Here is a 13,204-nt window from a genome sequence, read left to right as displayed (position 1 = left end):
AATAGCTGCTGTGTTTTTTTTACACACTGATTATGTGACGTAGATCTCCTGATCGTAGTTAGCTGCCCCCATCAATTGGTGATCTTCATCACATAAATTTCCGCTAGCTGGACAGTTTCACGATTCAGTGCCAAATTCGCCTCACTTAGAGCATCTGGCAGCGTTGCTTGCCACCACATTAACAATAAACCTCGGGCTGCTTTTCAGCGCGTAAACACAATAAGGGGTGTGCGTATGTCATCCGATATCAAGATCAGAGTGCAAAGCTTTGGTCGTTTCCTGAGTAACATGGTAATGCCAAACATCGGCGCGTTTATCGCCTGGGGTATTATCACCGCCTTATTTATCCCGACCGGTTGGTTGCCAAGTGAAACACTGGCGAAACTGGTAGGCCCAATGATTACCTATCTGCTGCCCTTGCTCATCGGTTATACCGGTGGTCGCTTAATCGGTGGCGACCGTGGTGGTGTGGTTGGTGCAATCACGACTATGGGTGTTATCGTCGGTGCGGATATGCCGATGTTCCTCGGCGCGATGATTGCTGGTCCTCTGGGTGGCTGGGCGATTAAACATTTCGACGCGTGGGTAGACGGTAAAATCAAATCCGGCTTTGAAATGCTGGTGAACAACTTCTCCGCTGGCATCATCGGTATGATTCTGGCGATTCTGGCGTTCATGGGTATTGGCCCTGCGGTTGAAGTCCTGTCCAAAGTACTGGCGGCGGGCGTTAACTTCATGGTTGTTCATGACATGCTGCCACTGGCTTCTATCTTCGTAGAACCTGCGAAGATCCTGTTCCTGAATAACGCAATCAACCACGGTATCTTCTCACCGCTGGGTATTCAACAGTCCCACGAACTGGGCAAATCAATCTTCTTCCTGATTGAAGCAAACCCAGGTCCTGGTATGGGCGTGCTGATGGCGTACATGTTCTTTGGTCGCGGCAATGCTAAGCAGTCTGCGGGCGGCGCGGCAATCATCCACTTCCTGGGCGGTATCCACGAAATTTACTTCCCATATGTGCTGATGAACCCACGTCTGATTCTGGCCGTTATCCTCGGCGGTATGACTGGCGTGTTCACTCTGACTATCCTGAACGGCGGCCTGGTTTCTCCGGCATCTCCGGGTTCCATCCTGGCAGTTCTGGCGATGACACCAAAAGGTGCGTACTTCGCGAACATCGCAGCAATCGTTGCAGCAACCGCAGTCTCCTTCGTGGTATCAGCAATCTTGCTGAAAACCAGCAAAGTTAAAGAAGAAGATGATATCGAAGCAGCGGCTCGCCGTATGGCAGAGATGAAAGCAGAATCCAAAGGTGCAACTGCGCCACTGGCGGTAGGTGCTGGCCTGTCTAACGACCTGAGCCACGTACGTAAAATCATCGTAGCGTGTGATGCAGGCATGGGTTCAAGTGCTATGGGTGCTGGTGTGCTGCGTAAGAAAGTCAGCGATGCAGGCCTGAAAAATATCTCCGTGACTAACTGTGCAATCAATAGCTTGCCGGATGATGTTGACCTGGTGATTACGCACCGTGACCTGACCGAACGTGCGATGCGCCAGGTTCCACAGGCACAGCATATTTCTCTGACCAACTTCCTCGACAGCAGCCTGTACTCCAACCTGACCGAGCGTCTGGTGGCCTCTCATAACCTGAGCGAGAAAGAAGTGAAGGTCATGAGCAGCCTGGAAGATAGCTTCGTACCAAGCGAAGAAGGGCTGTTCCGTCTGGGTGCTGGCAACGTGTTCCTTGGCCTGGCTGCCACTACTAAAGAAGAAGCCATTCGCTTTGCGGGTGAGCAACTGGTGAACGGTGGTTACGTCCAGCCTGAATATGTTGATGCGATGTTTGAACGTGAAAAACTGACCCCAACTTATCTGGGTGAAGGTATCGCAGTTCCACACGGTACAGTTGAAGCGAAAGACCGTGTACTGAAAACCGGTGTTGTATTCTGCCAGTATCCACACGGTGTTCACTTCGGTGAAGAAACTGATGATATTGCCCGCCTGGTTATCGGTATTGCCGCTCGCAATAACGAACACATCCAGGTTATCACCAGCCTGACCAACGCGCTGGATGATGATTCAGTGATTGATCGCCTGGCGAACACCACCAGTGTTCAGGAAGTTCTCGACCTGCTGGCAGGTAAGAAGTAAGTCTCCATTTCCCTCTCCCGAATGGGAGAGGGTTCTGGTGAGGGTGGTCAAAACCACAAACCTCCTCACCCGAACCCTCTCGGGTAATTCAAATTTAAGAAGGTGAACGACATGAAAGCATTACATTTTGGTGCAGGTAATATCGGACGTGGCTTTATCGGAAAATTGCTGGCAGATGCCGGTATTCAACTGACCTTTGCCGATGTGAACCAGACTGTGCTGGACGCACTGAATGCGCGCCATAGCTACCAGGTTCACGTTGTTGGCGAGCAAAAGCAAATCGATACCGTTTCCAATGTTAATGCCGTTAGCAGTATCGGCGATGAAGTGATTACCCTGATTGCCGATGTAGACCTGGTGACCACAGCAGTCGGCCCGGTAGTACTTGAACGCATTGCACCAGCCGTAGCGAAAGGTCTGGTTCTGCGTCGTACCAACGGTAATGAGAAACCGCTGAACATCATCGCTTGCGAGAATATGGTGCGTGGCACCAGCCAGCTTAAAGCTCATGTGATGAAGGCGCTTTCAGAAGATGATCAAGCGTGGGTTGAGCAGCACGTTGGCTTTGTTGATTCCGCTGTTGACCGTATTGTTCCACCGTCAGAATCTGCCACTAACGATCCGCTTGAAGTCACGGTTGAAACATTCAGCGAATGGATTGTTGATAAAACCCAGTTCAAAGGTGATCTCCCGAACATTCCTGGTATGGAACTTACTGATAATCTGATGGCGTTTGTTGAGCGCAAACTCTTCACGCTGAATACCGGGCATGCTATAACCGCATACCTTGGCCAACTGGCCGGTCATCAGACCATTCGCGACGCCATTCTGGATGAAAAAGTCCGCGCTGTAGTGAAAGGGGCAATGGACGAAAGTGGTGCGGTGCTGATCAAGCGTTATGGTTTTGATGCAGACAAGCACGCAGCCTACATCCAGAAAATCCTTGGTCGTTTCGAGAACCCGTACCTGAAAGATGATGTGGAGCGCGTAGGCCGCCAGCCGCTGCGTAAATTAAGTGCGGGTGACCGTCTGATTAAGCCATTGCTTGGCACCATTGAATACGGTTTGCCACATCAGAACCTGGTGGAAGGTATTGCCGCAGCGATGCATTACCGCAGTGCAGAAGATCCGCAAGCTCAGGAGCTGGAAAAACTGCTGGCAGAAAAAGGCCCACAGGCCACTCTCGCAGAAATTTCTGGCCTTGATGCCAATAGCGACGTGGTAGCTCAGGCGGTGAAGGCGTTTGACGCCAAAGCTTAAAGAGAAGAGAGCGGGTGCAGTGGATGCTGCACCCAATAGAAAATTTTAGTGATGCAGGCAAAGATGGAAGAAACCCAGGCCTTTGAAAACCGTGTGCTTGAGCGTCTCAATGCCGGCAAAACCGTACGCAGCCTGCTGATTGCCGCGGTCGAACTTCTCACCGAAGCGGTTAATATCCTGGTGCTTCAGGTCTTCCGTAAAGACGACTATGCGGTGAAATATGCGGTTGAACCCTTGTTAGATGGTGACGGGCCACTAGGGGATCTCTCCGTGCGTCTTAAACTTATCTACGGGCTTGGCGTGCTCAATCGCGCGGAGTACGAAGATTGCGAATTGCTGATGGCCCTGCGTGAAGAGTTAAATCACGACGGTAATGAATATAATTTTACCGATGATGAGATGCTTGGCCCATTCGGTGAACTGCACTGTGTTTCTGCTCTACCGCCGACACCAAAGTTTGTAGATGGCAGCGATCCTGAGCTGTTTGCCATGCAAAAACAGCGCTACCAACAAATAGTTCGTTCCACGATGGTGCTCTCTTTAACTGAGCTGATCTCACGGATCAGCTTAAAAAAAGCCTTCCAGAAGTAATCACAAATAAAGTCCCTTTTCGCCCTCTTACGCCGAATGGTGTATCCTTGCCAGCAATGAAAGTTATTCACGGTCAATTAAAAATGAAAGAAATCGAAAAAGCAGAAATCAAACGTCTTAGCGATCGTCTCGATGCTATCCGTCACGAGATGCCAGAACTGCATCTGATCAATGACGCTGAAAAGTATGCTGAGATGGAAAAAGAGAAAGCGAAGCTGGAAATCGAAATCGTGCGCCTGCAAGCGGTGCGCAACCAGAAGCTGAGCAAAGAAGCACAAAAACTGATGGCACTGCCGTACAAACGTCCCATCACCAAGAAAGAGCAGGCTGACATGGGCAAGCTGAAGAAAGCGGTACGTGGCCTGGTTATCGTGCATCCAATGACGGCGTTAGGCCGCGAAATGGATCTTGAAGAAATGACCGGTTTTTCAAAGACTGATTTCTAAGTTAACACTAGATTTTGAGAAGGGATGATCCGTTAAGGTTCATCCCTTTTATTTTGTTTAAATTCCTCTTTTGCGAAGCTTGTTCATAACTTATTCCCTCACTATTGGATTCAATTCTCACAATATCTATTCTCTGGCTCTTGTGTATGAACTGGCCGACACCAAGTAACAAAACTCGCTCCTGTTCACTACGTAGTTTAAAATAGGTATAAATCGAACGATTTATACCTATTTAATCGAAATGAGGGTGAGGCATGATCAGTTTTACAGCCAACCAGGCAAAAACTCAGTTTGGGGAAATGATTGCTAAAGCGCAGCGTGAACCAGTGAGCATCACCAAAAATGGCAAACCTTCTGTTGTCGTGATGTCCATTGCCGATTACAACGCTATCGAAGAGCTCAAGTTACAGAACCTGCGCGATAAGCTTGCACGTTCCGTTGCTCAGATTAAAACAGGCAATATCTGTGATGGTGACGACGCGTTTGATGAGTTACTGAAGGATCTCTAATGGCTGGATATAAGCTGACGGAAGATGCGCGAGAGGATTTGCGCGAGCTAAAGGGATTTTCATTGAAGCAATTTGGGGATCTTATTACCCGTGAATATCTGGTTGGCATGCGAGTTACGCTACAGCATTTGGCAAAAATGCCGGGGATGGGAATGGATGAATCTGACGACTTATTTCCGGGTGTATGGAGCTTTCCCTATATGAGTCATATGCTCTATTACCAAAAAGCCGAAGCAGGGATTGTCGTTATCGGTATCATTCATCAGAGTCGAATGCCGGAGCTGTTGTTAAAAAGACGATAAGCCAGCAGTTTTCCCACTGGCTTTTTAGTTTCTACTTCAATACCTGCGGGTTCACGCAGTTCTCTTTCACTTTACCACTGAGCGCAGCAATCAAATTATCTACAGCGCAAGCCGCCATGTTATAGCGAGTTTCGTGTGTTGCGGAACCGATATGTGGCAGGGCGACAACGTTCGGCAGGCTAAGCAGCGGCGAGTCAATTGGTAGCGGTTCTTGCTCAAATACATCCAGACCGGCCGCGTGAATTTTGCCGTCTATCAATGCCTGAATCAGCGCCTTTTCGTCAATCACCGGGCCACGTCCTGCGTTGATCAAAATTGCGGAAGGCTTCATTTTTGCCAACTGCTCAGCACCAATCAGATGATACGTTTCATCGGTCAATGGCAGAGAAATACAGACGAAGTCAGATTCGGCCAGCAGCGTATCAAGGTCGCAATAGCGAGCGTTGAAGCGCTCTTCTGCTTCCTGATGGTGTCGGCGAGCGTTATACAGAATCGGCATGTTAAAACCGAAGTGAGCACGTTGTGCCAGAGCAAGACCAATGCGGCCCATACCCAGAATACCCAGCGTTTTGTGGTGCACGTCGATGCCAAACCAGTCCGGCCCGATACTGCCTTGCCACTCACCAATTTTCACACGCTCTGCCACTTCCACCGCTCGTCGAGCTGTAGCCAGCACTAATGTCATCATGGTATCTGCAACGGTTTCAGTCAGCACAGTTGGTGTATGCATCAGCGCGATACCGCGTGAAGTCAGCGCGTCCACATCAAAATTGTCATAGCCAACAGAAACCGTTGAGGCGGCACGCAGCTTTGGAGTGTGTTCCAGAAACGCTTTATCGACTTTCTCGCTAGAGCCAAGAATCCCTTCCGTATTGGCAAAAACCTGCGCATTTTGCTTGAGCGTATCAGGGCTTAAGTCGTCCAGTTGAGTGACGGTAAAGTGATTTTCAAGGCGGGTCAGCAGGTCGTCAGGTAGCTTTTTGTAGAGGATGACGGACGGCTTCATGGCGTTCTCCGTTAAACAGTTAAATACAGACCTGGCGGTGTAACGACCGCCAGGCTTGAGATTAGGCGTGGTGTGCTGCCACCGGAATTTGTTGGTTTCTCGCCGGTTTCACTATCAGAGTTAGCCACACAGAAGCAAGCAATGCTACCCCCATAAAAATGTAGGAAGCAGACGGGCTGCCCGTTGCGCCGTTGAGGTAGCCAACAAACCAGGAGCCAACAAATGAGCCGAGCGCACCCATGCTATTAATTAATGCCATCGCGCCACCGGCGACGTTTCTTGGCAGCATTTCCGGGATAATCGCGAAGAATGGGCCATACGGTGCATACATTGCGGCACCTGCAATTACCAGCAAGGTGTAGGAAACCCAGAAGTGATCAGCGCCAACCAGCCATGAGCCAAGGAATGCCAGTGCGCCAATCAGCAGCAGTGGCCAGACAAACAGCTTACGGTTCTGCATTTTGTCGGAAGCCCAGGAAACCACAATCATGGCAATTGTTGCCGCAAGATATGGCACTGAAGATAGCCAACCGACTTCAACCATTCCCATGCCTGCGGCACCTGCGTTACGGATGATCGATGGTAACCACAGCACAAAGCCATATACACCAATGCTCCAGCAGAAATATTGCATGCAAAGCAGCACAACATTACGTGAACGGAAGGCTTCGCTGTAATTACGTACCGCTTTAATTCCTTCTTGTTCCTTCTCAAGTTGTGCCTGCAACGCCGCTTTTTCAGCATCAGATAACCAGCCAACCTGGGTCGGTTTATCTTTTACCAGCACCCACCAGGCGAATGCCCAGATGACCGCCGGAATACCTTCAAAGATAAACATTTCGCGCCAGCCGAATGCCTGAATCAGGTAGCCGGAAACGACAGACATCCAAAGTACCGTCACCGGATTACCCAGGATTAAGAATGTATTGGCCCGCGAACGTTCAGATTTAGTAAACCAGTTGCTGATGTAAATCAGCATCGCTGGCATCACGGCGGCTTCAACTACGCCGAGGATAAAACGAATCGCCGCCAGCGCAGGAATGTTGCTGACCATCCCGGTCAATGAGGCGCAGGCACCCCACAGAATCAGGCAGACAAAGATCAGTTTGCGCACGCTGCGGCGTTCGGCGTACATCGCTCCGGGGATCTGGAAGAAGAAATAGCCGAGGAAGAATAGTGCTCCCAGCAGTGACGAAATCCCTTTAGTGATACCGAGGTCTTCGTTAATGCCTGCGGCGGACGCAAAACTAAAGTTGGCACGATCAAGGTACGCCAGGCTGTAGGTGATAAACACGATTGGCATGATGTACCACCAACGTTTTGGCGCAATTGTATTGGTTTTCATAGGCTAGCCTCTATGTTGAGGAGAGACGCATCATGCCGAGTGTAGGGCACAGCAGATGCAATCTTAGTTCATTCGCCAAGCGCTGCTCGGGTGGGTAACCCTTCGCTATCGCCGATGACTTGTATCGCCAGTGAGCCGATTTTGTTACCGCGGCTAACAGCTTGTGGTAAGGATTTTCCTTCGAGCAGGGCGCTTATCACTCCTACGGCAAAGCCGTCGCCAGCACCAACGGTGTCGACAACATTCTCGACCTTCACCGCATTTACTGCGCCTTTCTCGCCAGTAGCAGTTTTAAACCACGCTCCGTCAGCACCGGTTTTCAGTACTACCGTTTTCACGCCGCGGTCGAGATAGAAATCCGCAATGGCTTCCGGAGTTTTGTGCCCAGTCAGGATTGCACCTTCGCTCAGGCCTGGCAGAACCCAATCGGCCTGGAAAGCGAGTTTATTCAACTGCTTCACCATTTCCGCTTCGCTTTTCCACAATACCGGGCGCAGATTCGGGTCGAACGAAATTGTTTTGCCTTTTTCTTTCATCACTTTGGATGCGTGAATGAGCAGTTCTAATGAGCTGGCAGAAAGCGCTGCCGCCACGCCGCTCAAATGCAGATGGCGTGCCGAACAAAAGTACTCTTCGTTGAAATCCGCAACCGACAGGTGACTGGCTGCCGAGCCTTTACGGAAATACTCCACAATGGGATCGGTTCCATTTTCTGCTTTAGATTTAAGCTGAAAGCCTGTAGCAAAACACTCGTCAGTCGTCACACCCCGGCTGTCGATATTCTCTTTCGCCAGTTGTTGCAGAACGTAGCGGCCAAAAGAGTCATTGCCCACGCGGCTAACCCAACCCACTTTCAGGCCAAGACGCACAAGACCAGTTGCAACGTTCAACTCCGCCCCTGCGACACGTTTAACAAATTGCTCTGCGGCTGCTAAATCGCCGCTTTGGCTGGAGACAAACATGGCCATCGCTTCACCGATGGTAATGACATCAAGTTGTGTCGACATCGCTTACTCCTCGCGTAATAAGTTGACGTAATGGCGGGTGACAGCCGTCAGGTCACGGCCTTCAAGCGGAAATTCGATTCCACGCGGCGCATCGGCTGGCAGGTTTTTGAGTAATTCGAGCCAGCGCGGTTCGGCATCATCAAGCGCAATGGCCCGATAGTGGTAATGGTGTGGCACGGCAGCTTTGACGTGGATATAACTGACTGAAGGTGCCAGCACGCGTGCGGCGGCCTCTGGAGATTCATCGACCCATAGCCAGTTCGCCATATCAAAAGTGAGCGTCACTGGAAGGTTTAGCACCTTGCAGGCGGCCTGAAAGCGTTGCATTGGAGCGAGTTTGCCGCTGCTGGTCTGGTCATTTTCCACCACCAAAGCCACGTCGCTTTGCGCCAGCCACTGCTGTAAAACCGGGAACTGCTGGCTGCCGCGAAAATGGCCGAGCGAAAGTTTCAGCCAGCTTGCGTTTAGTTGGTGGGATTCAAGCAGCAAAGAAGGTATGAGCGGATTCAGTTTGCCGTCTTCAACAAACAGCGGTTCAGGGGCGGAGTAACAGGCCAGCAGATTATGTTCAGCGATTTGCTGCGCCAGTTCTGACAGAGCATCAAGCTGAGTGCGGCTAAATAATTCGCGGCGGATTTCCACGCCGTCAGCGCCGGCATTGGCGATAATCGGCAGCAGTGCGTGTTGGCCCCCCAGCGCTGCGATACGGTCATGCCCGTAAGCGGCAGTGACGACAATAATTTTTCTCGGCATTAAATTCTCCGGCCAATCTCATCTAACTAATATAACTATTACGCTAGATGGAACCGGTTCCAAAGAAAAGCCAGCAGTGTCTAATTTATGATCGCTATCACGAACATTGATTAACGGGTGGTGGAACCGCGAACGATTAATTCGCCAGAAAAGACCTGTTCATAAACGGTGTCACTACCGTCTTCAATGCGCTTTACGACTTGTTCGAGAGCAGCGTAACCTATCTGCCAGGTTGGCTGTTTAAGTGTCGTGATACCAACACCAGCAAGCTCCGCCCATTCGAGTTCATCAAACCCTAGTAGGCCAATGTCGGAACCCCAGTGCAGGCCGATACGTCGCAGGGAGCGGGCCACCTGAAGTGTGAGTGCACCGTTTGCCGAAATCACAGCTTTACGCATTCCCCGATGGCCGGAATGGAACTGGCGCAGTGTGTTATCCATCAAATCGGCTTCGTGCAAAGGCACTTCTGCATTTTCGGCGACAATGCCAGGAAAGCGTTTGAGGGTGGAGTGGAAAGCATTGAGGCGCTCGCGGCGGGTGTTCACCGTGCCGAGAGGTTCGCTGAGGAACAGAATGGCTTCAAATCCTTGTTCGACAAGGTGTTCGGTTGCAGTGGTTGCAGCCTGAGTATTATCCAGCCCAACCACGTCACAGGCAAAATCCGGGATTTTTCGGTCAATCAGCACCATAGGTAGGGCTGATTGTTGCAGGCGATTTAACCCTTCTTCGCGCATACCTACCGCATTAACCACGATGCCTTCCACCTGATAGCTATGCAGCAAATCCAGGTAATGTAACTCCTGATCGACTTCGTTATTGGTGTTACAGACTAGCGGCGTAAAGCCTTTTTCACGGCACGCAGCTTCTATGCCACTTAGAACATCGACAGAGTAGGGGTTAGTGATATCGGCGATGATCAGGCCAATTAAGCGTGTGCGCCCACGTTTAAGGCCGCGAGCCATCTGACTTGGACGGTAATCGAGTTCAGCGATGGCGGTTTCGATACGCAAACGCAGGTCATCGGACAGCACGTTTTGCTCACCGTTAAGATAGCGGGAAACACTGGTTTTTCCGGTCTTTGCCGCTTTCGCGACATCGCTTATCGTTGGGCGTGCGGCCTTACTGATCATGGTTTTCTCCAGGAGGTTTCAGGCTGGAGAGTAACACATTTTGCAGCTGAATCTGGCGGTGTGCATGGATAAACAAAAGATTGTCCCAATTCACCCTCACTATGTCCGTTTTTGGTATTAGCAACTAAGCTAACCCTTGTCACAATGGGTTTACACCCAGTGATAAGGAGTCCGAAAATGTCCCGTTCTGCTCTGCTTAATATCGACACGCAGCAATCTTTTTTCCATCGTGAATACTGGCAAGAAGATGACTTTCCGGCATTTCAACAAGCCATTTCACAGCTGATCTCTGGTTGCCAGGATTTGAAAATACCGGTGGTGGATATCTTCCATGTTGACGATGAGGGCCCGTTCTCGCTGGCTTCCGGCTATGTAAAAGCAATGCCTTTCTTGCAACATCATGCTGATGTGGCGTTCCAGAAACACGTGCACAACGCATTTACCGATACCGGGCTCGATCTTTGGCTGCGTCAACGCGACATTAACCACCTGATTATCTGCGGGATTCGTACCGAACAATGTTGCGAAACCACCACGCGGGTGGCGTCCGATTTGGGTTATCGCGTTTCATTTGTTAGCGAAGCGATGCTCACCTTCCCGATGCGCTGGAAAGGGGTTACGCTGGATACGCAAACTCTACGCCATCGCACAGAAACAGTGCTGGCAGGGCGTTTTGCGCAAATCCAAACCGTTGCAGAGTGCCTGGAGTCTTTATCGTGAGTATTGGGGTCTGGTTCGTTGTGTTGCCTGGTGTTTTGTCTCTTGACCTGAGCGGCCCTGCGGAAACGCTGAAGCTTGCAGGCGACGCTTTTCATCTGCATTTCATCGGCCCGGACCCACAAGTGACTACCTCAATTGGGCTCAATTTTTCCGGTATCGAACCGCTGCCGGAAAGTTTCCCTACAGGCAGTTTGCTGGTCTTGCCGGGTGTTTGCGATTCAAATCGCTATTTTGATACGCCACAAGCCGAAGCGGTGCGCCGTTGGCTGACACGCCTGCAACCGCAAATTCATAGCCAGCAACTCAATTTAATGTGCGTCTGTTCCGGCTCGCTGCTGGCGGCGAAAGCGGGGCTGATGAATGGTGTGCAATGCACCACGCATCACGATGTGCTGGCGAGATTACGAGCGGCAGCACCTGGGGCGCAGGTGAAAGAAAATCGTATTTTTGTCGAAGACCGAAGCATCTGGACCAGTGCCGGAATTACCTCCGGGATTGATCTCTCGTTGCATCTGATTAACCGCTATTGCGGCCCGAAAGCAGCACTGGATGTGGCGCGTGAAATGGTGGTGTGGTTTCGCCGTTCGGGCGACGACCCGCAGTTATCGCCTTGGCTGCGCTATCGCAACCACATTCATCCGGCAGTGCATCGTGCACAGGATTTGTTGTCAGCCGCACCGGAATCGGCGTGGGATGTGCAGGAAATTGCCAACAAAGTTCACGTTAGTTCGCGCCATTTATCACGGCTTTTTCAACAGCATTTGGGGATTTCAGTACGGGATTATCTGGAGCAATTACGCCTGGCAGTCGCTGAACAGCGCTTATTGCAGGGGCAACGGATGGAGCAGGCGGCTATCGCGGCGGGCTTTTCTTCTCCCCGCCAGTTGCATCGCGCCCGTGCCAGGAACGCTTAGCTCACCCATTTTCGCGTATCCAACCGCTGTAATCCCATGGAAAGCAGCAAACTGCCGGCGAGGGTTGCGCCGAAAATCCACAAAATATCGAGAACTGGCGAGCTGGTTAACTGGTAACCGTGAGTACGCAAGAAGTGAATAATTAACGCATGGAAGCCGTAAATCCCTAGCGAATGCTGCGAAATTAAAGCTAAACCTGGCAACGGCCTGTTATTAAGGCAATTTTTTACCACCACCAATAAACTGATCGCGGCGATAAATACCAGCGGCCCGCAATAGACATAAAAAGTATCGGCAAAATTACCGTTCACTTCTAATTGGTGGCGCGTGCCAGTGGAAATCGAAAAGATACACAACGCAAACAAGCCCGCAGCCAGCCCGCTAATCCAGCGCTTATCCGTTTCCAGCATGCCAATTGCTCGGCCTAGTAAGCCATACAGCATGTAATAAAACGTGTCGCCGCGAATATATAAATTAATCGGCAGCCATTTCACACCACCAAGCGTCTGCGGCACGGTATTTGGATTGGCGATGACGCCGAGCAAAACCATCAGCCCGAGAATCACCATCGCATTAACCTTTTTCACCTGAATCAACGGTGAAAGCAAGTATATCACCATGATCGCAAAGAAGAACCACAGGTGGTAGAACACCGGTTTTTGCAGGATGTAACGTAGGGAAAGCCCAGCGTTGATGGGGGTGAACAACTTGATGTAAATGAGCGCAATCACGCTATAAAACAACAGACATGTGACGATGCGCAAAAAGTGGCGCTGCTGCGCGCTGCGCTCACCAAAAAACAGATAACCTGAAATCATGAAAAACAGTGGAACGCTGACGCGAGAAGCCGAATTGAGTACGTTCGACAAATCCCAACTAAATGGCGTGACAATATTTGCGTTGGTGATGTACCAGGTGGTGGTGTGGATCATGACCACCATCAGGCACGCAATCCCGCGTAAATTATCAATCCAGTTAATTTTTTGCTGCATTGGTTCCTCTGGTGTTTTAAGCGGGTATTAATCTGAGTTTGCGTAAGCACCCTTGTAAGGCGTCATGCGGGTTTG

The 13,204-nt window shown here is 50.6% G+C and carries 14 protein-coding genes; 8 read left to right on the top strand and 6 right to left on the bottom strand.

Going from position 1 to position 13,204, the window contains the following annotated elements; translation table 11 throughout:
* The first annotated feature begins 234 nt into the window (after positions 1–234).
* The 6 genes from M979_RS16460 to M979_RS16435 all read left to right on the top strand — a co-directional run bounded on the left by M979_RS16460 (position 235) and on the right by M979_RS16435 (position 5,262).
* Positions 235–2,154, top strand: coding sequence for a PTS mannitol transporter subunit IICBA (locus tag M979_RS16460; RefSeq protein WP_064555663.1), 1,920 nt, complete (start codon positions 235–237; stop codon positions 2,152–2,154).
* A gap of 111 nt (positions 2,155–2,265) precedes the next feature.
* Positions 2,266–3,414 (top strand): mannitol-1-phosphate 5-dehydrogenase, encoded by a 1,149-nt coding sequence (mtlD, locus tag M979_RS16455; RefSeq protein ID WP_034460443.1) that lies wholly within the window; start codon positions 2,266–2,268, stop codon positions 3,412–3,414.
* 51 nt (positions 3,415–3,465) lie between these two features.
* A complete protein-coding gene (gene mtlR, locus M979_RS16450; protein WP_034460441.1) occupies positions 3,466–4,005 on the top strand; it encodes a mannitol operon repressor MtlR in 540 nt (179 codons plus the stop codon).
* Between the two features lie 83 nt (positions 4,006–4,088).
* A complete protein-coding gene (locus M979_RS16445; protein WP_064555742.1) occupies positions 4,089–4,451 on the top strand; it encodes a YibL family ribosome-associated protein in 363 nt (120 codons plus the stop codon).
* 254 nt (positions 4,452–4,705) lie between these two features.
* Positions 4,706–4,960: a type II toxin-antitoxin system Phd/YefM family antitoxin gene (locus M979_RS16440; RefSeq protein WP_034460437.1), complete on the top strand. Its 255-nt coding sequence runs from the start codon at positions 4,706–4,708 to the stop codon at positions 4,958–4,960.
* Positions 4,960–5,262, top strand: a complete 303-nt coding sequence (locus M979_RS16435) for a type II toxin-antitoxin system RelE/ParE family toxin (RefSeq protein ID WP_034460435.1) — start codon at positions 4,960–4,962, stop codon at positions 5,260–5,262. The genes M979_RS16440 and M979_RS16435 overlap by 1 nt, the downstream gene beginning before the upstream one ends.
* A gap of 31 nt (positions 5,263–5,293) precedes the next feature.
* Here M979_RS16435 and ghrB read toward each other — a convergent pair whose 3' ends face one another.
* The 5 genes from ghrB to M979_RS16410 all read right to left on the bottom strand — a co-directional run bounded on the left by ghrB (position 5,294) and on the right by M979_RS16410 (position 10,503).
* Positions 5,294–6,268, bottom strand: coding sequence for a glyoxylate/hydroxypyruvate reductase GhrB (gene ghrB / locus M979_RS16430; protein WP_064555661.1), 975 nt, complete (start codon positions 6,266–6,268; stop codon positions 5,294–5,296).
* Positions 6,269–6,329: 61 nt separating this feature from the next.
* On the bottom strand, positions 6,330–7,613 hold the full coding sequence (locus M979_RS16425) for an MFS transporter (protein WP_034460431.1): 1,284 nt from the start codon (positions 7,611–7,613) through the stop codon (positions 6,330–6,332).
* Positions 7,614–7,681: 68 nt separating this feature from the next.
* Entirely contained in the window at positions 7,682–8,620 is a 939-nt protein-coding gene (locus M979_RS16420) for a sugar kinase (protein ID WP_064555658.1), read from the bottom strand.
* 3 nt (positions 8,621–8,623) lie between these two features.
* Complete coding sequence (locus tag M979_RS16415; RefSeq protein WP_064555656.1) at positions 8,624–9,373, bottom strand: sugar phosphate isomerase/epimerase family protein; 750 nt, start codon at positions 9,371–9,373, stop codon at positions 8,624–8,626.
* Between the two features lie 110 nt (positions 9,374–9,483).
* On the bottom strand, positions 9,484–10,503 hold the full coding sequence (locus M979_RS16410) for a LacI family DNA-binding transcriptional regulator (protein WP_034460426.1): 1,020 nt from the start codon (positions 10,501–10,503) through the stop codon (positions 9,484–9,486).
* A 177-nt stretch (positions 10,504–10,680) separates the two neighbouring features.
* Between M979_RS16410 and M979_RS16405 the strand changes: the two genes are divergently transcribed.
* The gene (locus M979_RS16405; protein ID WP_064555654.1) at positions 10,681–11,223 is read left to right on the top strand and encodes an isochorismatase family protein; all 543 of its coding nucleotides are present in this window, start codon (positions 10,681–10,683) and stop codon (positions 11,221–11,223) included.
* The gene (locus tag M979_RS16400; protein WP_034460424.1) at positions 11,220–12,137 is read left to right on the top strand and encodes a GlxA family transcriptional regulator; all 918 of its coding nucleotides are present in this window, start codon (positions 11,220–11,222) and stop codon (positions 12,135–12,137) included. Before M979_RS16405 ends, M979_RS16400 begins: the two co-directional genes overlap by 4 nt.
* On the opposite strand, the gene M979_RS16395 is transcribed toward M979_RS16400, so the two are convergent.
* Positions 12,134–13,129, bottom strand: coding sequence for an acyltransferase (locus M979_RS16395; RefSeq protein WP_064555652.1), 996 nt, complete (start codon positions 13,127–13,129; stop codon positions 12,134–12,136). The two genes, M979_RS16400 and M979_RS16395, sit on opposite strands and share 4 nt — an antisense overlap.
* Positions 13,130–13,204: the final 75 nt, after the last annotated feature.

The sequence above is a fragment of the Buttiauxella noackiae ATCC 51607 genome, assembly GCF_001654865.1.
Classification (GTDB): Bacteria; Pseudomonadota; Gammaproteobacteria; order Enterobacterales; family Enterobacteriaceae; genus Buttiauxella; species Buttiauxella noackiae.
Note: the sequence above shows the minus strand (reverse complement) of the source record. Positions and strands in the feature narration are given on the sequence as shown.

Bases quoted from the DNA above. Each gene is read 5' to 3' on its own strand.
- M979_RS16440 (WP_034460437.1), top strand. From the start codon at position 4,706: ATGATCAGTTTTACAGCCAACCAGGCAAAAACTCAGTTTGGGGAAATG.
- M979_RS16415 (WP_064555656.1), bottom strand. From the start codon at position 9,373: ATGCCGAGAAAAATTATTGTCGTCACTGCCGCTTACGGGCATGACCGT.
- mtlR (WP_034460441.1), top strand. From the start codon at position 3,466: ATGCAGGCAAAGATGGAAGAAACCCAGGCCTTTGAAAACCGTGTGCTT.
- M979_RS16405 (WP_064555654.1), top strand. From the start codon at position 10,681: ATGTCCCGTTCTGCTCTGCTTAATATCGACACGCAGCAATCTTTTTTC.
- mtlD (WP_034460443.1), top strand. From the start codon at position 2,266: ATGAAAGCATTACATTTTGGTGCAGGTAATATCGGACGTGGCTTTATC.
- M979_RS16460 (WP_064555663.1), top strand. From the start codon at position 235: ATGTCATCCGATATCAAGATCAGAGTGCAAAGCTTTGGTCGTTTCCTG.
- M979_RS16420 (WP_064555658.1), bottom strand. From the start codon at position 8,620: ATGTCGACACAACTTGATGTCATTACCATCGGTGAAGCGATGGCCATG.
- M979_RS16395 (WP_064555652.1), bottom strand. From the start codon at position 13,129: ATGCAGCAAAAAATTAACTGGATTGATAATTTACGCGGGATTGCGTGC.
- M979_RS16435 (WP_034460435.1), top strand. From the start codon at position 4,960: ATGGCTGGATATAAGCTGACGGAAGATGCGCGAGAGGATTTGCGCGAG.
- M979_RS16445 (WP_064555742.1), top strand. From the start codon at position 4,089: ATGAAAGAAATCGAAAAAGCAGAAATCAAACGTCTTAGCGATCGTCTC.
- M979_RS16410 (WP_034460426.1), bottom strand. From the start codon at position 10,503: ATGATCAGTAAGGCCGCACGCCCAACGATAAGCGATGTCGCGAAAGCG.
- M979_RS16425 (WP_034460431.1), bottom strand. From the start codon at position 7,613: ATGAAAACCAATACAATTGCGCCAAAACGTTGGTGGTACATCATGCCA.
- ghrB (WP_064555661.1), bottom strand. From the start codon at position 6,268: ATGAAGCCGTCCGTCATCCTCTACAAAAAGCTACCTGACGACCTGCTG.